This window comes from Pedobacter frigiditerrae, assembly GCF_004331645.1.
Taxonomy (GTDB): Bacteria; Bacteroidota; Bacteroidia; order Sphingobacteriales; family Sphingobacteriaceae; genus Pedobacter; species Pedobacter frigiditerrae.
In genome coordinates this window covers 110915-130517 of record NZ_SJSK01000001.1, presented here as the reverse complement: position 1 = coordinate 130517, position 19603 = coordinate 110915, and the positions used below count along the sequence as shown (strand labels likewise).

18 protein-coding genes are annotated in these 19603 nt (G+C 34.8%); 8 read left to right on the top strand and 10 right to left on the bottom strand.

The features are described from left to right. Positions 1-75: 75 nt before the first annotated feature. Positions 76-765, top strand: coding sequence for a response regulator transcription factor (locus tag EZ428_RS00575; RefSeq protein WP_131551169.1), 690 nt, complete (start codon positions 76-78; stop codon positions 763-765). Positions 766-850: 85 nt separating this feature from the next. Here the strand turns inward: EZ428_RS00575 and EZ428_RS00570 are convergent, their stop codons facing one another. The 5 genes from EZ428_RS00570 to EZ428_RS00550 all read right to left on the bottom strand — a co-directional run bounded on the left by EZ428_RS00570 (position 851) and on the right by EZ428_RS00550 (position 6920). Then, entirely contained in the window at positions 851-1729 is an 879-nt protein-coding gene (locus tag EZ428_RS00570; protein WP_131551168.1) for a UbiA prenyltransferase family protein, read from the bottom strand. Positions 1730-1744: 15 nt separating this feature from the next. Beyond that, a complete protein-coding gene (locus EZ428_RS00565; protein ID WP_131551167.1) occupies positions 1745-2989 on the bottom strand; it encodes a metallophosphoesterase in 1245 nt (414 codons plus the stop codon). Between the two features lie 60 nt (positions 2990-3049). After that, positions 3050-4531, bottom strand: a complete 1482-nt coding sequence (locus EZ428_RS00560; RefSeq protein WP_131551166.1) for a P-loop NTPase family protein — start codon at positions 4529-4531, stop codon at positions 3050-3052. Positions 4532-4641: 110 nt separating this feature from the next. Next, complete coding sequence (locus EZ428_RS00555; RefSeq protein ID WP_131551165.1) at positions 4642-5739, bottom strand: vWA domain-containing protein; 1098 nt, start codon at positions 5737-5739, stop codon at positions 4642-4644. Between the two features lie 314 nt (positions 5740-6053). Then, positions 6054-6920: a carbohydrate kinase family protein gene (locus EZ428_RS00550; RefSeq protein WP_165501682.1), complete on the bottom strand. Its 867-nt coding sequence runs from the start codon at positions 6918-6920 to the stop codon at positions 6054-6056. A gap of 25 nt (positions 6921-6945) precedes the next feature. Here EZ428_RS00550 and EZ428_RS00545 point away from each other — a divergent pair, with 25 nt between their 5' ends. After that, positions 6946-7371 (top strand): YybH family protein, encoded by a 426-nt coding sequence (locus EZ428_RS00545; RefSeq protein ID WP_131551163.1) that lies wholly within the window; start codon positions 6946-6948, stop codon positions 7369-7371. Here the strand turns inward: EZ428_RS00545 and EZ428_RS00540 are convergent. The 5 genes from EZ428_RS00540 to hemW all read right to left on the bottom strand — a co-directional run bounded on the left by EZ428_RS00540 (position 7364) and on the right by hemW (position 12807). Continuing rightward, positions 7364-8629: a DUF5690 family protein gene (locus EZ428_RS00540; protein WP_131551162.1), complete on the bottom strand. Its 1266-nt coding sequence runs from the start codon at positions 8627-8629 to the stop codon at positions 7364-7366. The genes EZ428_RS00545 and EZ428_RS00540 overlap by 8 nt on opposite strands. Positions 8630-9119: 490 nt before the next feature. Then, a complete protein-coding gene (locus tag EZ428_RS00535; RefSeq protein ID WP_131551161.1) occupies positions 9120-10001 on the bottom strand; it encodes a cupin-like domain-containing protein in 882 nt (293 codons plus the stop codon). A 208-nt stretch (positions 10002-10209) separates the two neighbouring features. Further along, entirely contained in the window at positions 10210-10761 is a 552-nt protein-coding gene (locus tag EZ428_RS00530) for a fasciclin domain-containing protein (RefSeq protein ID WP_131551160.1), read from the bottom strand. Between the two features lie 110 nt (positions 10762-10871). Beyond that, positions 10872-11657, bottom strand: coding sequence for an SDR family oxidoreductase (locus tag EZ428_RS00525; protein WP_131551159.1), 786 nt, complete (start codon positions 11655-11657; stop codon positions 10872-10874). A gap of 13 nt (positions 11658-11670) precedes the next feature. After that, positions 11671-12807 (bottom strand): radical SAM family heme chaperone HemW, encoded by a 1137-nt coding sequence (gene hemW / locus EZ428_RS00520; RefSeq protein ID WP_131551158.1) that lies wholly within the window; start codon positions 12805-12807, stop codon positions 11671-11673. A 96-nt stretch (positions 12808-12903) separates the two neighbouring features. Here hemW and EZ428_RS00515 point away from each other — a divergent pair, with 96 nt between their 5' ends. The 6 genes from EZ428_RS00515 to porN all read left to right on the top strand — a co-directional run bounded on the left by EZ428_RS00515 (position 12904) and on the right by porN (position 19590). Next, positions 12904-13866, top strand: coding sequence for a DUF4271 domain-containing protein (locus EZ428_RS00515; protein WP_131551157.1), 963 nt, complete (start codon positions 12904-12906; stop codon positions 13864-13866). Positions 13867-13882: 16 nt separating this feature from the next. Then, a complete protein-coding gene (locus tag EZ428_RS00510) occupies positions 13883-14653 on the top strand; it encodes a uroporphyrinogen-III synthase (RefSeq protein WP_131551156.1) in 771 nt (256 codons plus the stop codon). A 243-nt stretch (positions 14654-14896) separates the two neighbouring features. Further along, positions 14897-16237: a T9SS ring complex lipoprotein PorK/GldK gene (gene porK / locus EZ428_RS00505; RefSeq protein WP_131551155.1), complete on the top strand. Its 1341-nt coding sequence runs from the start codon at positions 14897-14899 to the stop codon at positions 16235-16237. Positions 16238-16276: 39 nt separating this feature from the next. Beyond that, on the top strand, positions 16277-17080 hold the full coding sequence (gene porL / locus EZ428_RS00500) for a type IX secretion system motor protein PorL/GldL (RefSeq protein ID WP_131551154.1): 804 nt from the start codon (positions 16277-16279) through the stop codon (positions 17078-17080). A 44-nt stretch (positions 17081-17124) separates the two neighbouring features. Further along, a complete protein-coding gene (porM, locus tag EZ428_RS00495; protein ID WP_131551153.1) occupies positions 17125-18660 on the top strand; it encodes a type IX secretion system motor protein PorM/GldM in 1536 nt (511 codons plus the stop codon). Positions 18661-18666: 6 nt separating this feature from the next. Then, a complete protein-coding gene (gene porN, locus EZ428_RS00490) occupies positions 18667-19590 on the top strand; it encodes a type IX secretion system ring subunit PorN/GldN (RefSeq protein ID WP_131551152.1) in 924 nt (307 codons plus the stop codon). Positions 19591-19603: the final 13 nt, after the last annotated feature.

Here is a 19603-nt window from a genome sequence, read left to right as displayed (position 1 = left end):
TGTAAAGTTGTAAAGTTGTAATGTTGCTAGTCAACTTTTCAACCTTTAGACTTTACAACCTTAAAACAAACAAATATGTCGAAAGGAATTAAAATACTGATAGTTGAAGATGACGAGAACCTACGCTTTTTAGTAGTTCATCGTTTACAAGCTGAAGGATATACAGTGTTAGAGAATAGTGATGGTGTTACTGCTGTAGATACCATTATGTCTGAAAAGCCAGATATTGTGTTATTAGATTGGATGCTGCCTGGTAAAGAGGGAGCTGAAGTTTGCGAAGAAGTTCGTAAAAATGGCTATGAAGGTTTAGTGATCATGATGACCGCTAAAGCTCAAGATGTAGATAAAATTGATGCTTATAACTTTGGCGCATCAGACTATGTTACAAAGCCTTTTAATATGGATGTTTTAGTGGCAATGTTAGATAGCAAAGTTAAATTCTTAATTAACAATGATCGTTCTGAGATTCATCGTTTTGGGAATATGGAACATCATCCAAATATTCATACACTTTTCCGTGATGGCAAGAAGATTGAGTTAACGATATTAGAAAACAGAATATTGTTATACTTCTTGCGTAATCCTAATAAGGTAATTAACCGTGATGAGTTGATGTTGGTAGTTTGGGGTTATAATTCAGATGTAAATACCCGTACACTGGATATGCACATTGTTAGATTGCGTAAAAAGATAGAGCTTAATCCAGATAATCCTCAATTGTTACAAACCGTTAGAGGAATTGGATATCGATTTAATGCTGGATAATCGATTTGTCATTCAGAGTGCAGCGAAGAATCTCATAAGGGATTTTATATGAAATCCTTCCGTTGTCAGGATGACAAAACTATATTTAAAAGAATCGCAATAGCCACAAAATCAAGAATTGCAAAATCATTGTTCCATCTAAAAAGAAGAAGTAATAATATTCGTTTCTTTTTAAGTTAGATTTAAAGATTAGCCATCCCGTTAGGAAAAGGGTTAAAGCCAAACCAATAACATCTAGATTGATGCTTTTTGTAAAAAGAATAAGTAAAATTAAACAGGTACCTAATAAAGCTTGGCAGAAAATCCAGGCTTTTTTTTCGCCCAACATTACTGGGATTGTTTTTAATTCATATAATTTGTCTTGATATAAATCGCGAATGTCAAAAGGGATAGTAATGGCACAAATGAATAAAAAACGTTTAGCAACCAATAATAAAGTTTCACTTAAAGAAACGGCAATTCCATAAGTGCTTTCTACTTGTACAATTGGCAAAAGCACACAGCTTGTTGACCATACAAACGCAATTAGGAATAATTTAATGCCAGGGATATTTCTTAATCCAATATTTTTATCATCCAACTTTAAAAAAGGAAAATTATAAGCTAAAGCTAAAATCCCTACAAACCCCATTAATAGTTGAGATTGAAAACTCAAATACCATAAGCCAATAGGGATGATGCAGAGTGCTGCTATAAGGGTAATGGATATAGTTAGCCTAAGATGAGAGAAAATCCATCTTACCCTTTTAAAAGGAGATTTTTGAGGCTCTTTCGGTTTGGCCAATAGCATACTCAAATTATAAACTAACAATGTTGAGCAGAAGACAAACATCAGGACATATTTGTCAATGGGAACTTTTAATAGGTAATAAGTAACCAAACCTTGCGCAACAGCACCAAAAGCAATAAAAAGATTGCTAAAAAGCAGGAAATCTAAGGTAGAAAAGAATGCTTTTTTAATCATTTAGCAGATGGATAGTTAAGCTCGTTTCAATTCAAATATCGTAATTTCTGGTAAAACTCCTACACGGCCAGGATAACCTAAAAATCCGTAACCTACATTTACGTAAAGTTGTTGATGTTTTTCTTGGTAAAGCCCCGCCCATTCTTTATAGATATATTGAACAGGGCTCCACTGCATTTCTTTTAATCGAACACCAAATTGCATCCCATGTGTATGCCCGCTGAACATCGCATCTATCTGTGGATATTTCTCTAAAACTTCTCCACGCCAGTGTGATGGGTCATGAGATAATAAAAGGTTAACAGGCAAATCCCCTGTGTTTTTTACAGCCTGTTCCATTTTTCCATATTTTGGAAAACGACCCATTCCCCAATTTTCGATTCCTAAAATGCCTATTTCTTCTCCATCAACTTTTAATCTCCTGTTTTCATTCATCAGCAAATCATAACCCATTATTTGATGAACCTTAATCATATCTTCTAAGTTTTTAACCTTAGCAGGAGAACTTTCCTTTCCAAAATAATAATCGCCATAATCGTGATTTCCTAAAGATGAATAAACACCTAATGGTGCTTTTACTTTAGCGAATATATCTTGGTAGTCCTTTACCTCATTCGTTAAGTTATTTACTAAGTCTCCTGTAAAAAAGATGAAATCTGGTTTCTCTTTTAACAACATTTCTACACCACCTTTAACAGCAGTTTTGTTGTAAAAACTACCTGAGTGAATGTCAGAAATCTGTCCCATTTTAATACCATCAAAGGCTTTGGGTAAATTGGGTAAAATCAGTTTTACGTGTTTAACTTGATAGTCATAAGCGCCAGAAATAATACCCCAACTTAACGAACTTAAAGGGACAGCTGCGCTAACTAAACCAGCTTTTACTAAAAAAGAAGAACGACTAATGGGTTCTCTTCCAATTGTTTGTTTAGTAGTTTTAATAGGAGTTTTATGTCTTTTTAATTTAATAAAAAATCTCCTTAAATCGTCTATTAAGAGAAATGGGAGCATAAAAATTTTTCCAACTGTTAGCAAGAAGAACGCAACCAGAATAATTGCTCGTGCAGTTAAAAATAGATTAAGAAAAATAGCAGCAAAAACACCGATTATCAATAATATATTAATTGACCACCAAATGATTGCAAAACCGAGTTTGGTTTTTGGCGACCATTTTTTAAAAACTGAAATTATTGCCTTGTAGCAATAGAAATCTAACAGCAGTATAAGTAAACTAAGAATGGATAGAACAAGTAATCTCATAATTTAAGAATGGTGGATATTATTGGTTTTAGAAACTAATAGTAGGTTTTAGTTACAAGTTTATCTAAAATCATCTTCGTCCTCATCTTCTAAATCAACATTAAATAAGCTGTCGAACATATCTGCAAAACCGAAACCACTATTTAAGTAATTTTTGCTTACCTGAGAAAATTCCGCTAATCCGTGTAATACAAATTCCATCAATAACAAAGTTTGGTTTTCGCTTAATTTAGGATGAAATTTTTGAACCAATTCGTGTAATCCATCAACTCCCACTAAAGCTTGTTTGTATTGCGCTAACTTTAAATCGTCAGCTATTTCTATTGTATTTCCCTCAGTAAACCATTCCGTTATTTTGGTATATGGATTAGCTGTTTTGCTTTTCTTAGCTCTTTCTGGGTCTGGGAAATACCTTGCAAATAAATGTTTAATGGCTTTTCCAATTAAAGTATGCGCAACTTTCGCAGGACCTTCCAGTTCACCTTCGTAAACCAATTCTATTTTACCAGTTACTGCCGGAATGATGCCGCTTAAATCTGCCAATCTCACAAAAGTAGATTGCTCATTATTGATTAACATTCTTCGTTCTGCATTGCTAATTAAATTCTCATAAGCAGAAATAGTTAAGCGAGCAGATACGCCAGATTTTTGGTCAATAAATTCACTCTTCCTAGCTTCAAAAGCAATTTGTTCAACCAAATCTTTAACTAATCCGTCAGCTTCAATTAATTTTTGCTCGGCAGTTAACTTGGCTTCTTGGAAAGTAATCTTTCTAGAGATTTCAATCGTTTTAGGATAGTGGGTTAAGATCTGACTTTCAATCCTATCTTTTAATGGCGTTACAATGCTACCACGATTGGTATAATCTTCTGGATTTGCTGTAAATACAAATTGAATATCTAAAGGTAATCGTAATTTAAAACCACGAATTTGAATATCTTTTTCTTGCAACATGTTAAACAAGGCTACTTGAATGCGAGCTTGTAAGTCTGGCAATTCATTAATCACGAAAATACTGCGATGTGCCCTAGGTATTAAGCCAAAATGGATTACTCGTTCATCATTATATGTTAATTTCAATGTAGCCGCTTTAATTGGATCTACATCACCAATTAAATCAGCAACTGTAACATCTGGTGTCGCTAATTTTTCAGTGTAACGTTCGCTGCGGTGTTGCCATGATATAGCAGTGTCATCACCTTTGGTTGCAATTTCATTTTTAGCATACCATGAGATTGGATTTAATGGGTCGTCAAAAATCTCACTTCCTGTTACGTAAGGAATATATTCATCTAATAAGTTAACCATTAAACGAGCAATTCTAGTTTTTGCCTGACCGCGTAAACCCAACAACAAAACATTATGGCGAGATAAAATTGCGGTTTGTAGTTCAGGGATAACGGTTTCGTCGTAGCCTAAAATTCCTTCAAATCCTGCTTCCTTATTTTGTAATTGTGTAATTAAGTTCTTTCTTAATTCGTCTTTTACGCTTAGTGATTTATAATTGCTGGCCTTTAATTGACCTAGTGTAGTTGCTTGCATAGATGCTATAATATTTTAGTCCGAAAGTCCGAGGTACGGAAGTCCGAAGGTAGATTTGAGTTTAATACTTTCTAGTTGGTTCTTCGCTTTGGTCTTTTAGCTTTCGACTTTCAGCTTCCCCTAAATGTTTTTCTTCTATTCTTAATGTAATCTTCAAAGATGTATTCCCCCAAGCCAGTTAATGAGCTGTAAAATGCCCTGCCACCATTAATTTGCGTAAATTGCCTTACAAATTGTTGTAAATAAGGGTCTTGGGCAATCATAAAAGTGGTAATCGGAATATTTAAGCGTTTACATTGCGCAGCCATATTTAAGGTTTTGCCAATTACCTTTCTATCTAAGCCCATACTATTTTTATAATAACGACCATTCTCTTTTAAGCAAGTTGGCTTGCCATCGGTAATCATAAAAATTTGCTTGTTATGGGTTTTTCTTCTTCGCAGTAAATCAGTTGCCAATTCTAAACCTGCTAAAGTATTAGTATGATATGGGCCTACCTGTAAATATGGTAAATCTTTAATGGTAATAGGCCAAGCATCATTTCCAAAAACCACGATATCTAAAGTGTCTTTTGGGTATTTTGTTTTAATCAGCTCAGCTAAAGCCATTGCTGTTTTTTTAGCTGGGGTAATTCTATCCTCGCCATATAAAATCATGGAGTGCGAAATATCAATCATCAATACTGTTGAAGTGAGTGTTTTATAATCCTTTTCTTCAACCTCTAAATCCCTATCAGTTAAGGTGAAATCGCCAATGCCATGATTAATTTGAGCATTTTGGATAGACGCCGTCATATCAATTTGGTCTAAACTATCACCAAATGAATACTCTCTTCTGTCTGCATTTTTCTCTTCCCCAATTCCCGAGATGTTACTGTTGTGATTTCCCTTTCCAGCTTTTTTAAGTTTGCCAAAAATTTCCTCCAATGCAGATTTACGAATGGTTTGCTCTGTTTTTGCTGTGATTTTTACTTCGCCATTTTCCTCTTTCAGATATCCCTTGTCTTTCAAGTCATCAATAAAATTACCCATCCCGTATTCGTTATTGGTAAATTTATATTGCTTATCAAGCTCGTTCATCCAGGCCAAAGTTTCTCCGGCATCACCTGCGGTATAATTTAGCAGTTCTGTGAAAAGCTTCAGCAATTCATCAAAACCACCTTTAGGCAATTTATTAGGCAAGAATTTAGAAAATTGGAATCCTCTCATGTTTATGATAAACGATATTCCGAAGTTAAAAGTTTGGCACTAGAGTATTTTAAGCCTGATGTCATATTTAGAGGAAGCTAAAGGCTGAAAGACTAAAGCTGAAAAGAAGCATAGGGGTCGCCAATTGTTACTTGGGGACTGCCAACTGAAAACAGAGTAGGGCGCCTGCCTGCCGGATAGGCAGGCTTCCAAAGCTACGCAAGGGTCGGGCTTTTCAGAGCTTCGTTTCGCTGCGGTGCCGGGAAAACTAGCACTAAACCCTAACAATCCTCCCAAAGGGATGCCTTTGGCACTAACGGAATACCATAGAATAGTTAATTAAAAACTTCGTCTCCGTAAACAGGATTAGCACCGACCTGTGAAGCTACAAAGGCACCAACTTTACAAGCTCTATCCAATATGGTGTCCATCGGGTAGCCATTTAAGTAACTTGAGATAAAAGTGGCAAGAAATGAATCGCCTGCTCCAACTGTGTCAGCAACTTTAACTTGGTAACCTTTGTGATGATAAAGTTTATCTTGCTGTAAAACATAAGCACCCTTTTCGCCAACAGTTAAACAGATAATTTTAATTTGAAATAGATTGCTCAATTGTTTCAACAGTTGTTCATCAGTATTTCCTGATAAATTTAAAGCAGATTTTAAGTAAACCAATTCGTGTTCATTTACTTTTAAAATATCAGCCTCATTCAATAATAATTTCAGCGTTTCTATTGTATAAAAAGGTTCACGAAGATTAATGTCGAAAACCTTCAGCTTTGCATATTTAAGCAATGATAGAATAGTGTTTTTGCTTTTCTCATTGCGACAAGTTAGACTGCAATACACAAATGCATTAGCAGCTTGAACAGTTGAAATTAAGCTGTCGGAAAGTTCGATGGCATCCCAAGCTACAGGTTCTACAATTTCATAGGTTGCTTGCTGCTGTTCGTCTAATGTTACTTCAACGGTGCTAGTTGGAAGTTCATTAACTTGAATTAAGTAAGTAGAAAAATTGTTTTCAGCAAGAAATTCGATTAGGTCTTTTCCATTTTTATCATCGGCTATGGCACTAATGAATTGAGTTATTAAACCTTGTTTATGTAAATGTAAAGCAACATTCATAGATGAACCACCAGGCTTTTTACCTTCTGGAAAAACATCCCATAAAATTTCGCCAATTGTAACAACGGTTTTCTTCATATAGATTAAATGTATAAATTTAGCGATGAAAAAAATCATATTTTTTGTGCTAATCGCTTTTTCTTTTGCTGTTAAAGCTCAAAAGTCAACAGAAAAACAAGCCATACTTAATGTCTTGGAAAAACAACGTGCAGAGTGGAACAAAGGAGATGTTGAGGCTTATATGCAAGGTTATTGGAAAAGTGATAGTTTATTGTTTGTTGGTAAAAGTGGGCCGACTTATGGCTGGCAAAAAACCTTAGAAAATTATAAAAAAGGTTATCCAGATAAAGCAACAATGGGTTATTTAACTTTCGGAATTAAAAAAGTAGAATTTTTAACAAAGGACAAAGCTTTCGTTTTGGGCAGCTGGAATGTAAAACAAGAAAAGGCAGAGCTGAAAGGTTATTTCACCTTGTTACTCCGTAAAATTGATGGTTTTTGGAAAGTTGTGGTAGACCACTCTAGCTAACTAATTTCCTGTATTTTTTGGTAAAGTAGTATAGAGAGTATAAAGTTAAAATACTTCCAATAATGGAAAGTAGCACAACACTTTGCGAAAAAAACTCGACCCAGTTTAGTTTTATTTTAAAGAATTCCTTACTTAATAAAACACCGATACTGCCAACATAGGCAAATGAATCAGTTATATAAATTAAGAACCCTACATTGCTCGCATATTTAAAAGTTGCAATGAGCCTATCGAAAAATATTGCATTAAAAGGGATATAGACCATATAAAGACCTAGACCAACAAAGGTCATCCACCAAATAGGAGTGATGTAGTTTTCTTTGAATAATATTGTACAAGTACCAGCTATTAAAAATCCGATGAGTATAAAAATGTGAGCGATTTTTAACGCAAGGAAATTGTTTTTAATTAATACCATACTACCAATAAGTAATAGCACAATTAAAGTTATTGGCGTTTCTGTTTTAGAAAATATTGCAGCTTGATTAAAATACCCCATTTCTTTCCACATTTCTGCTCCAAAATTATCTCGAATGTCTCTAAAGATGGTTGCAAAGCAGTAGATGATTACACAGGCAACCAGACCACCTAAAAACTCCTTAATAAACTTTTTGCGGTCAATTGCAGACATTGGAATTCTGTTAGCCCTATGATTTATGTCGTCTGCATTGGGAGCGGGTATTTTTTCCATTAAATAAACAAAAAGCATTAATGGGATAGAAAATACAAGTCCGGTGTAAAAAGGGACCCAAAATTCTGAGATTTTATAAGTAATCATTAACCAGGCACCTACAGATTTCACAAAACCAGCTGCAAAAATAAAGCTAACGGCTAAAGTTGCACCAATGAAATCGGTACTTCTTCGACCTTCGACATAAGAAAATACTACGCCCCAAAGTATGCCTAATGGGAAGCCATTAATGAAAAGAAAGATAATGTTATAGGGCAAAGGAGTAATTGCAAAAAACAACCAACTGAGCCAGGCTATTGCTGTAAGCATTAAAATAATTTTCCCTCTGCCAGTTCTTTTTAGCTCAGAAATATATTTAATGCCATAGAACTTGGCCAATAGATAACCTAACATTTGGCTAATGACCAAAACCGTTTTGTAGCTGTAACCCGCTATAGTTAATCCATCAAACGTAGCAACCGTAAATGATTTCCTGAAGCCGAAGATCATTGTGTAAGCTAAAAACACAACAATGGCGGCATATAAGCCTTTTTTAACTTGTTGATTTATTTTAAAGCTTTTGGCCATTCAGTTTTATCATTTAAAACTGAAATATACAAATAATTAGTTACGAGTTGTTCGTTAAAGGTTTAGGTGCAAAGTTACACTGCTATTTAGGGGCAAGGAATTTTAATAGTAGCTTCAAGGGAGTTCCTTTGGAATAAAAGCTTTCTAAAATAAACCCGATTGATGAGGAAAGATTGGATGAAGTATAAAATCTGGGGGAGCTAGGGTCCCATACTCTTCTCCATACTTAAATTCCAGAGGGGTTTTATAGTTAGAGAAGTGCAGTGTAGTAGTTTAGGCTTAGTGGTAGTAGTACCATCCTACGTCCATCCTTCGTTCATCTTACGTTCATCCTTCGTTTAACCAAGCGTCGAATAATAGCCTTATGGGTTTAGATCTAGAGTTGTTTGGGTTGAAACTATCAGTGATATATGCATCGGTTCTCCCCAACTTTTACGCTTGACCCAATAGATTACAGATCTGCATTGGGTTTTACTTAAAAAGAAATAATTTATCTTGGAAGTCCTTTTCGTAATGCTTTTTCAGCGATTTGAACGGCTTTCTTTTCACGCCAGTCTGAATAAGATTTTTTGAAAACCATTTTTATCAAACTATCTACACCACCTTTTATTGCTAAATTAAATACACTGGCAGCTTTTCTAGATAAAGATGCATCCCAAGCTCTTAAGCTTAATGAGAATGAACCATCAACATATTTCATCCAGTGCCACATCCCTGTAGGCATAAATAAAGTATCGCCATGTTCTAAGAAAACCTCATAACCTTCTACACCTTTTAAAGCTGGGAATTTCTCGAAATCCGGATTGGCAACATCATAATCTTCTAAAGCGTAAGTGGCATTTGGCAAACAATATAAACGTTCTTTCCATTTATTATCAAATAGAATGATGTGTTTTCTTCCGCCAAAATGCGTATGGAAAAGATGTGGTAAATCTATATCGTAATGTAAAAAAGTAACAGAGTTAGAGCCGCCAAAAAACATTGCTGGCATACTTTCTATAAAACCACCCATTAAATCTTTAGGAATTTTAATGTCGTTGATTAAGCTTGGTACATGTTTAAACAAGTTGAAGAAGAAAATACGAAGTTCGGTAGGTTCTCTTTTAATCAAATCTAAATATTCGCCAAACTTCATGCTAGCTATAGAAGCGTTGATTGGCTTGGTTGGGTCGGCTTTAGAATTGTCCACCAAATTCACCTCTATATCGCCACCAATTTCTTTTAAATAATCGGTTGTCCATTTCTCACGAGCCGGCCAATCTTTAGTTAATCCTTTAATAATTAATGGTTTCCTTGGATCCAGGTAATTTTTTTTAAAATCTTCTGGGCTAATGGTTTCTACAGTGTCAACAGGTTTTAAAATAAAGCTCATAATGTGCAATAAAGTAAATTTTAGGCAAAGAAAACGCTTCTTCAACCTATTACATACAAAAGTGTAAATTAAAATTTAAAAAAAATATGATTAATCTCATAAATGTTAAGCCTATGATAATTCGATGTAAATTCTAGTAATAGAAAAGCGTCTCGACCATTGGTCGAAACGCTTTTTTATAAGCAAATAAATTAAGCCGGTTTGCTGCTTATTTTGGCATTAGAACAGTGTCAATTACATGAATTACACCATTGCTTTGAAAAACATCAGCGATAGTTACTTTACTTGTACCACCTTTTTCGTCCTTAAGCAATAAACTTTTTCCTTCCATCCAAGCCCATAATTTTCCGCCTTGTACAGTTGTTAATTCTGCTTTGCCACCACCAGCTTTAATTGCTGCAGCAATTTCTTTACTGCCCATTTTACCAGCAACAACATGGTAGGTCAAAATTGTAGTTAATGTCGCTTTGTTTTCAGGTTTAACCAACATATCTACAGTTCCGGCCGGTAGTTTAGCAAAAGCATCATTAGTTGGTGCAAATACGGTAAATGGTCCTGCGCTTTTTAATGTTTCTACAAGACCTGCCGCTTTTACCGCTGCAACTAATGTAGTGTGGTCTTTAGAGTTTACTGCATTATCTACAATATCTTTATTGGCATACATTGCTGCACCACCAACCATCGGATTTTTTTGTGCGTAAACTTCACTTGAGAATGCCATAGCTGCTATGACAAATAGGGATAAGAATATTCTTTTCATATAATTTAGTTTTGATATGAAGCACTTACGGAGAATAAAATCCTATGGATTGAAAAAAATAAAATTTAGTTTTAAACATTTGGTTTACAGATAATTAAAAATTAACTGAACTAAGTCACCTTAGCTTTACGTATAATTTTCGAAAATAATTTAGGAAAGAAACGCTTAAGTAATACTCCTTTTGTTTCCTTTCGGCCAATGTAAACTTCTTCCTTTTTAGCGTTGATAGCCTTTATCATTTGTTTGGCGCATTCTTCTGGCGACATTCCATTTTCTTGGGCATCATCCATTGTGCCTTGTGTAGAGCCATCGGCTGTTAAAGCGTTAATTGTAACATTTGTTCTGATGAAACCGGGGCAAGCTAACATGATTTGAATATTTGAATTATCAAGTTCAATGCGAAGTGAATCAAAATAGCCGTGTAAGGCGTGTTTTGAAGCAGCATAAGCGGAGCGATATCTAGTTCCGAATTTGCCTACTAAGCTACTTACACAAACAATACTTCCACTATTTTGCGCTATCATTTGTGGTAAAATGGCTTTGCTTAAAATAACTGTTCCCCAAAAATTGATGTCGAGAAAACGTTGCTCGGTTTTTAAATCGGTTTCGAGCGCTAAACTTCTTTGGCTAATTCCGCCACTATTAATTAAGATATCTATCCTTCCAAAAATGCGGATTGCTTCATCAGCTTTGCTAGGCAAGGACTCATTTTCTTCTAAATCAAGAGGTAAAATATGAATATTGATATTATCCGTGCAGTTAGATTTAACTCTCAAAAGTTCATCGCGATTGCGTGAAGATATAATCAGTTTTGCGCCTAGAGAATTATACGAGTAAACTAAAGCTTCTCCAATTCCTGAAGATGCGCCAGTAATCCAGACAATTTTATCGTTCATTATGCAATTACAATTAATCTATGTTTTCTGCGAAAAGTTCGGCAGCAATGCCATCTGCAAATAATTTTCCAGCTTCTGTTAATTTTATAATGTTATCAGTCAGCGTTAAATGACCTTTGGCTAGAAATGGTTTAATGTCTTTTTGAACTTGGATTGAAAACTGATTGCCAAAATCATCATCTATTTTATTCAAGTTTGTTCCCCACGTGGTGCGAAGAGAAGTCATGATATATTCATTAAACCGGTCGGTTTCACTCAATTCTTCAACTGTTTCCGCGAGTTTTTTATCAGCTAATAAATTCAAGTACTTTGCATTATTAGCTATATTGATGTATCTATTAAAGCCATCAAATCCGTGTGCTGATGGACCAATACCTAAATAGGGGATGCCTTTCCAGTAATTTGTGTTATGAATGGCATATCTTCCTGACAAGCTATAATTAGAGATTTCATAATGTTCAAAGCCCGCCTTGGCCAATTTTTCAGTTAATATTAAAAACTGAGATACACTTTGCTCGTCATTTAGCCCTAATTGTTTTCCCTTTTGAATGGCATTTGCCAATGCAGTCTTCGCTTCGACTGTTAGTGAATAAGCAGAAATGTGCGGGGTTTGCAATTCGATGGTTTTGTTGATGTTCGCCAACCATTTCTCATCGGTTAGTAAAGGATATCCATAGATTAAATCAATGCTTAAATTCTCAAAACCTGCGTCCTGACTTCTTTTTATACAACTTTCTGCTTCATCGGCATTGTGTGCCCTGTTCATCCAAATCAAATCCTCATTAAAAAAAGATTGAATGCCTATGCTAAATCTGTTAATAGGAAGCTGGCGCAATTCACTGATTTTTTTCGAATCTAAGTCATCTGGATTTGTTTCAATGGTAATTTCAGCATCGGCTGATATGGAGAAACAATCAATAAGTGTATTGAAAATTTTTGCTAATGAAGTAGATGGCAAAACAGATGGTGTGCCCCCGCCAAAATAGATACTTCCTACTTGTTGTCCATTTAATCTATCTTTTTTTAGCCTTATTTCTGTGCAAATGGCATCAGTCATTTCATCAACATGCTTAAGCGATGTAGTAAAATGAAAATCGCAATAAGTACATGCTTTTTTACAGAAAGGGATGTGAATGTAGATGCCGGCCATTGCGCAAAGATAAATTAATTTAGGCCCTAATATAAAACCAAAGATAAAGCTTAAATTTGCAGTTCAGAAAACGATATTGATTTCGTCATAATAAGAATGTATAAAAGGATAATATTGCTTGTGTTTTTTATTTTAGGAGGATTTGTATTGCTCCTTAATGCAAATCAAACTCAATTAGAATCGGATACATTACAACAAAATGCCCTTTATACTGATAGTTTAGATTCTGTAGTTGTTGCTCCGATTGATACAATTACTCCACAAAATTTACGACCACTAGATTCGCTAACTAAAGCACAAATTGCAGATAGCTTAAGAATGGGCTTTGGTTTTGAGAAAGGTGATTTTAAAACTTTAATTGAAAATTTTTTGCTAAGTACAATTAGTAATGACCCTCGCCAAAAAGGAGAGGTGTTGCCAAGAGGCGAAATATGGGTATTGGGTTTTGTCTCTCTCCTGCTGGTGATGTTTGCGGTGTTAAAAAATACCTTTTCTAAACAGCTCATTGCCATCGTGGAATCTTTTTTTAGTAATAGAGCATTAAGCAATTTAAATAAAGAAGATAATCTGTTTAATTCATGGCCGTTTTTACTTCTTTTCGTACAATTTGGCTTTACCATCGGGATGTTTTTTTACTTGGTAGCTCAATATCAAGGATTAGAATACGCTAAGAATGGGTTTCAATTTTTTATTACGGTTTCTGCCCTCATCATAGTGTTGTATGTGCTAAAAATTGTATTGTTAAGATTGTTAGGGTTTATTTTTGACATTCAAAAGCCGATTGGAGAATATGTATCTATATTATATTTAAGTTACTTTAATACTTCTCTTTTGTTTATTCCATTAGTGGTCGCATTTGCCTTATCTCCCTTAAAAAGTGGGCGGTTATACATTGCAATTGCGATTATTTTGATCATAGTTATATTCATTTTTCAGTTTATTAGGGCAGGGATAAATATTTTATCTAATTATAGGTTTCCAAAAGTGTATTTAATTTTGTACTTTTGCACCCTCGAAATTTGCCCTATATTAATATTAATCAAGGCAATAGGATTTTAAGAGGTAATTAGTTAAAATGCAGGAAAAGAACGAAGATAGGTTACGTAAAGTAAAAAGTATACTGATCACTTTACCAAAACCCGAAACAGAGAAGTCGCCCTATTTTGATCTGGCAAAAAAGTATAATGTGAAAATAGATTTTAGGTCTTTTATTCATGTTGAAGGTGTTCCTGCCAGAGATTTCAGAAAAGATAAAATCAATTTAGCTGATTTTACAGCAGTTGTTTTTACTAGCCGTAATGCGGTTGATCATTTTTTTAGAATTTGTGAAGAAATGAGATACGATGTACCTGCTGAGCTGAAGTATTTTTGTATTTCTGAATCAACTGCTTTATATCTTCAGAAATATATCCAATACAGAAAACGTAAGATATTTTTTGGTAAGCAAACTGCATCTGATTTAGCTGAAGTTTTGAAGAAACATGCTGCTGAGAAATTCTTGTACCCATGCTCTGATGTCGCTACGGAAGACACGATGAACTTCTTGCAAAAAAATGGATATGATTTTACTCAGGCTGTTTTATTTAGAACAGTAGTAAGTGATTTGTCTGATTTGGCTGAAGTTTTTTATGACGTAATTGGTTTCTTTAGCCCATCCAGTATTCAATCATTATATATTAATTTTCCAGACTTTAAGCAAAATAATACTCGTATTGCGGCCTTCGGTTCAAATACCAATAAAGCAGCTACTGATGCTGGTTTAATTGTCGATATTGCTGCTCCTAGTCCTGCAGCTCCATCTATGATTATGGCTATAGAAAATTATATAAAAAAATCTAATAAGTAATTTTTAGAAGATTCTAACGTTACTTAACAGTCTTTTACAGAGAAATGTGCTTAAAAGGCACATTTTCTTTTTTGTGAAAAACTTCAATAAATGATTTATTTTCAATAACTTGTTATTAAGTTTTAATCGAGAAAGTATTTTGAATAAAATGGTTGAGGTTTTATTTGCCCAAATAATTGTTTATATCAAGGATATTCGATAAAATTGCTATTAAATAAAAAAGATATTGCATTAACTGATTTTATGAGAAAGATATACCTTCTAAGTTTTTTCATTGTTTGTGGATTTCTTGCTAGCTGTGGTGGTGGTGGTACTCAAGGTGAATTAGTAGGCGCATACAATAGAAAGTTCAAGAATAAGACCATTCCTTTAGGTATGGTTTTTATTCCTCAAGGAAGAACATTAATAGGCACATCTGATGAGGATATGAGTTTCTATTCAGGAAATCAAGCTAGAATGACATCATTCAGTGCTTTTTATATGGACCAAACCGAGATTACAAATGCAGAATACAGGCAGTTTGTAAATTGGGTTAGAGACTCTGTTGCAGTTTATTCATTAGGCCCATCTGGTGCGCCAACACTTTTTAAACCTGTTCCTGCAGCTACTGCCGGCGGACCTGCTGTAACTACATCTCAACAGGATATCAACTGGAGAACTGTTGGTAATGGAAATGTGCTTTGGGGAAGAAATAGTGCCTTTAAAGCTAGGTTACAAAATATGTATTATGCTGGTAATGATGCGCTACCTGGTAAAAATGAAATTGATGTTAGGAAATTAAAATATGCTTACAGTTATTTAGATCTTGATTTAGCTGCAGCTGGCGCAAATGATCCAAGTAAGAGTAGACAAGATTTTATCCAAAGCTATAAGGATAATCCAACTCCTGGAAAAACAAATGAACATGCTTCAATAAGTGTTTATCCAGATACAATGGTTTGGAAGTTGGACTATTCGTATTCACAAAATGATCCAATGGTTGAAGCTTATTTTAACCATCCATCTTATGATCGTTATCCTGTAGTGGGCGTTACATGGGATCAAGCAACTGCATTTTGTAATTGGAGAACAAGATTATACAGGAATGTAGCTGCTGCACGTAAAATCCCTGAAAACAGTAGATTAAAATATAGACTGCCAACAGACCAAGAATTTGAATATGCAGCGAGAGGTGGAAGGACTAAAACTAAATATCCATGGGGAGGTCCTTACATCATGAATACAAAGGGATGTCTACAAGCAAACTTTAAAGTTGGTAGGGGTAACTTATCTGACGATGGAGGTATGTATACTGTTGATGCTCGTGCTTATCTTCCAAATGATTATGGCTTATATAATATGGCTGGTAATGTTGCTGAGTGGACGGTGACTGCATATAATAAATCTGCAACTGCTTTATTACTAGATTTTAACCCCAACTACACGAGTACTGCAAAAGGAGCAAAAGTGGTAAGAGGTGGATCATGGAAAGACATGAGTATATTTTTGCAAAACTCTGTTGGTACGTATGAATATCAGGATAAGGCAAGATCTTACATCGGTTTCCGTTGTGTGTCTGATTTTCCTGGTAATTCCTTAAATTAAAATTCAACTCAAAAAAATAAAACAAACTTTTAAAAGATTATGGCGGCAAAAAAACAACCAGGCTGGTTACACGTAGCAATTTCATGGGGTGCGAGTATCGTAATTATTGGAGCTTTAGCAAAAATTCTTCACTTGGGTGGTCCATTAGCTAACTGGTTCATTGGTATTGGATTAGGGGTTGAAGCAATATTATTCTTTTTAACAGGATTTTTTCCGCCAGAACCAGAGTTGCCTTGGGAAAAAGTATATCCAGAATTGGGAGACGGCGTAGAAGCCAATAAAGTTGTTAAGCAACAACAAGTTGCTTCTTCAGGTTTTTCTTCAACTGGAGCATTGGATAAAATGCTTTCAGATGCGAAAATTGGGCCTGAATTGATAGAAAGCTTAGGTACTGGATTACGTACTTTCGGAGATAAAGTGGCTACCATTTCTAATGTAACTGATGCTGCTGTTGCAACAAATGAATTTACTGGAAAAGTAAAAACTGCTTCGGCAAGTTTTGATGATTTGAGTTCTGCTTTTGGTAAAGCAACTGCTCAATTAGTGGAGATGGGTGAAAGTAATGTAGACTCTAAAGCTTACCATGATCAGGTAAATAATCTAGCTAAAAACCTATCTGCTTTAAATGCTGTGTATGAATTAGAACTACAAGATTCTAGCGCTCACTTAAAATCGATGAATAAGTTCTATCAAAACCTTGCTTTAACCATGGGCAACTTTAACGAATCTATGGAAGATTCGAAACAGTTCAAGGAAGAAGTTGGTAAATTGGCTAAGAATTTAGCGTCTTTAAACGCAATTTATGGCAATATGTTAACCGCCATGAACCAACCTCGTATTTAATTAATTTCAAATTATATTAATCGTAAACGCAAAATTAATTAAACATGGCTGGAGGAAAAGAAACGACAAGGCAGAAGATGATCAATATCATGTATCTGGTATTATTAGCTATGCTTGCCTTAAACGTTTCAGATACAATCTTAAATGCTTTTAAGAATATTAATGATAGTTTAGATGCTTCTAAAACTAATGTAAGCTCTAGCTTAGATCAGCTTTTTAACTCATTCCGGGATACGGAACTAAAAAATAAGCCTGAACGTGCACAACCTCTTTGGGATAAGGCACAAAAGGCTAAAAGTTATGCTGATGAATTGAATAAGAATATTCAGAGATTAAAAGATGAGTTTTTGGACAAAGGAGAGGGGATAAACCCTGAAACCGGCGACTTAATGTTGAGAGATAATATGGATATTGCTCAACAAATCATGATTAATCAAAAAGAAGGAGAAAAGCTAAAAGCTAAAATTAATGAAACAAGAGCTAAATTAATTGCCTTGCTTGATCCAAAAGATAGAGGAAATGTTTCATTCTCATTAGAAGCATTAGATCCTAAAAAAGCTGTGAGTGGAAAAAGCAATTGGGAAGATATTAACTTTGGTGAGGGAACACCACTAACAGCTGCCAATACTATTTTAACTAAAATTCAAGCTGATTTGCAAAATGCAGAAGCCGAAGTTGTTAAAAAAATCTTTGGTGAGTTAAATCCGACTCAAATGACTTTAGATAAATTTAAAGCAGTCGCTGTTCCTTCTAGTAGCTATGTAATTCAAGGTCAGCCTTATAAAGCGGAAGTATTCTTAACTGCTAGTGATTCTAAATCTAACCCAAGTATTACAGTTGGGGGAAGTTCTCTAGCTGTAAAGGATGGGGTAGGAACATATACTGGTGGTACTGGAAGTGTTGGTTCATTTACTTGGAAAGGTACAATTCGAGTTAAACAAGCAGATGGAGAAATTAAAACTTATGATACCGAACCAATCACATATCAAGTAGCTAAACCTTCAGCAACTGTATCATCTACTAACCTTAACGTTATTTACGCAGGTATTCCAAATCCATTTTCGGTATCTGCTCCAGGTTTTTCTTTAGAAAGTATTAAAGCAAGTATTTCAGGCGGTTCTATGTCTGGAGGTGCTGGTAAATTTATAGTGAATGTTCCGGGCAGTATGGTTGGACAACAAGTTACTATTAATGTGTCGGGAACTGTAGATGGAAAATCATTAGGCTTAGGTAGTAATGCTTTTAGAGTAAAACCAATTCCCAATCCAATGGCTAGGATCTCAGGTAAAACTGGAGGTATTATTTCAGGAAGTAGGGTCCCATCTGAAACAATTAACGCAACTATTGATAATTTTGAATTTGATGTAAAAGTTAGGGTTACTAAGTTCACTTTGGTAATTATTAAACCTAGGCAAGAACCTCAAACTATCTATTGTACTGGTGATACATTTAGTGGTGCAGCAAAAGCAGCAATGGCTAACTTACCTTTTAACTCTAGAATAATAATTGATAATGTACAAGCTCAAATGCCGGATGGACGTACGCCGACATTGAACTCGATGTCATTTGTCGTAAATTAAGATACCATGAAAAAAATACTCTTTCTTTCCATATTTGTTTTAGCTACGGTTTTTGCCTTTGCTCAAACTCCTGGTAATCCACCAGTAGGTAATACAGTTGTTCCAAAGAAAAAACTTCCAAAAAAAGATGGTTTTATCTTTAGAGAAGAGAATGTAGCAGATACAGTTGTGCCTTATTCTGTGGTTAATAAGGAAGATGTTTACTTTACAAAGAGGGTTTGGCGTGAAATTGATCTTCGTGATCGCGGAAACGAAATTATGTCATCTCCAAAAGTAAATTTAATAGGCGTTATCTATAAGGCACTTAACGATGGGGAACTGGATTTATATTCACCTAATGATGAAGATTTCCAAGGTGATCCAATTAGCCAGAAAAAAGATGCTGCTGCAAAAACGAATTCTAATTCTGCTGTTGATAGTGCATTTTTAGGTGTTAATCCAGCTACAAATGAAGTGAACAGAGCAGATAACGAATTTTTTAAATCGCGTTTTATCGCTTTAAGAATTAAGGAAGATTGGATTTTAGATATAAGAAGAGGGATCTTTGAACCACGTATTGTTGGTGTTGCCCCAGTTATTATGCAACTGAGTTTCCCGCAAGATAACAATGGTAATCCAGTAATAGATCCTGTATCTGGAAAACCAAAAGTTGATACTTTAGGAACTCCTGCAGTTGGCTGGTTATATTTTGATGATCTAAGGCATATTTTGGTAAAAACTAAAGTTGCAAACAATAACAATGACAACTCTGGAATTAACTTTGATGATGTTTTTGTAAGAAGATTGTTTTTCAGCAATATCACTAAGGTTTCTAATACAGCTGATGAAAGATTTAAAGACTACTTGGCAAACTCAAAAGATCAGTTGCTGGAATCAGAGCGTTGGAAAAAATACATTGCTGATTTTGAGCAAGGTCTTTGGGAATACTAGTTATTAAAGAGGT

What these genes read in the sequence shown, in the direction of transcription:
- EZ428_RS00575 (WP_131551169.1), top strand. Translation starts at nt 76, where the DNA reads ATGTCGAAAGGAATTAAAATACTGATAGTTGAAGATGACGAGAACCTA.
- EZ428_RS00570 (WP_131551168.1), bottom strand. Translation starts at nt 1,729, where the DNA reads ATGATTAAAAAAGCATTCTTTTCTACCTTAGATTTCCTGCTTTTTAGC.
- EZ428_RS00565 (WP_131551167.1), bottom strand. Translation starts at nt 2,989, where the DNA reads ATGAGATTACTTGTTCTATCCATTCTTAGTTTACTTATACTGCTGTTA.
- EZ428_RS00560 (WP_131551166.1), bottom strand. Translation starts at nt 4,531, where the DNA reads ATGCAAGCAACTACACTAGGTCAATTAAAGGCCAGCAATTATAAATCA.
- EZ428_RS00555 (WP_131551165.1), bottom strand. Translation starts at nt 5,739, where the DNA reads ATGAGAGGATTCCAATTTTCTAAATTCTTGCCTAATAAATTGCCTAAA.
- EZ428_RS00550 (WP_165501682.1), bottom strand. Translation starts at nt 6,920, where the DNA reads ATGAAGAAAACCGTTGTTACAATTGGCGAAATTTTATGGGATGTTTTT.
- EZ428_RS00545 (WP_131551163.1), top strand. Translation starts at nt 6,946, where the DNA reads ATGAAAAAAATCATATTTTTTGTGCTAATCGCTTTTTCTTTTGCTGTT.
- EZ428_RS00540 (WP_131551162.1), bottom strand. Translation starts at nt 8,629, where the DNA reads ATGGCCAAAAGCTTTAAAATAAATCAACAAGTTAAAAAAGGCTTATAT.
- EZ428_RS00535 (WP_131551161.1), bottom strand. Translation starts at nt 10,001, where the DNA reads ATGAGCTTTATTTTAAAACCTGTTGACACTGTAGAAACCATTAGCCCA.
- EZ428_RS00530 (WP_131551160.1), bottom strand. Translation starts at nt 10,761, where the DNA reads ATGAAAAGAATATTCTTATCCCTATTTGTCATAGCAGCTATGGCATTC.
- EZ428_RS00525 (WP_131551159.1), bottom strand. Translation starts at nt 11,657, where the DNA reads ATGAACGATAAAATTGTCTGGATTACTGGCGCATCTTCAGGAATTGGA.
- hemW (WP_131551158.1), bottom strand. Translation starts at nt 12,807, where the DNA reads ATGGCCGGCATCTACATTCACATCCCTTTCTGTAAAAAAGCATGTACT.
- EZ428_RS00515 (WP_131551157.1), top strand. Translation starts at nt 12,904, where the DNA reads ATGTATAAAAGGATAATATTGCTTGTGTTTTTTATTTTAGGAGGATTT.
- EZ428_RS00510 (WP_131551156.1), top strand. Translation starts at nt 13,883, where the DNA reads ATGCAGGAAAAGAACGAAGATAGGTTACGTAAAGTAAAAAGTATACTG.
- porK (WP_131551155.1), top strand. Translation starts at nt 14,897, where the DNA reads ATGAGAAAGATATACCTTCTAAGTTTTTTCATTGTTTGTGGATTTCTT.
- porL (WP_131551154.1), top strand. Translation starts at nt 16,277, where the DNA reads ATGGCGGCAAAAAAACAACCAGGCTGGTTACACGTAGCAATTTCATGG.
- porM (WP_131551153.1), top strand. Translation starts at nt 17,125, where the DNA reads ATGGCTGGAGGAAAAGAAACGACAAGGCAGAAGATGATCAATATCATG.
- porN (WP_131551152.1), top strand. Translation starts at nt 18,667, where the DNA reads ATGAAAAAAATACTCTTTCTTTCCATATTTGTTTTAGCTACGGTTTTT.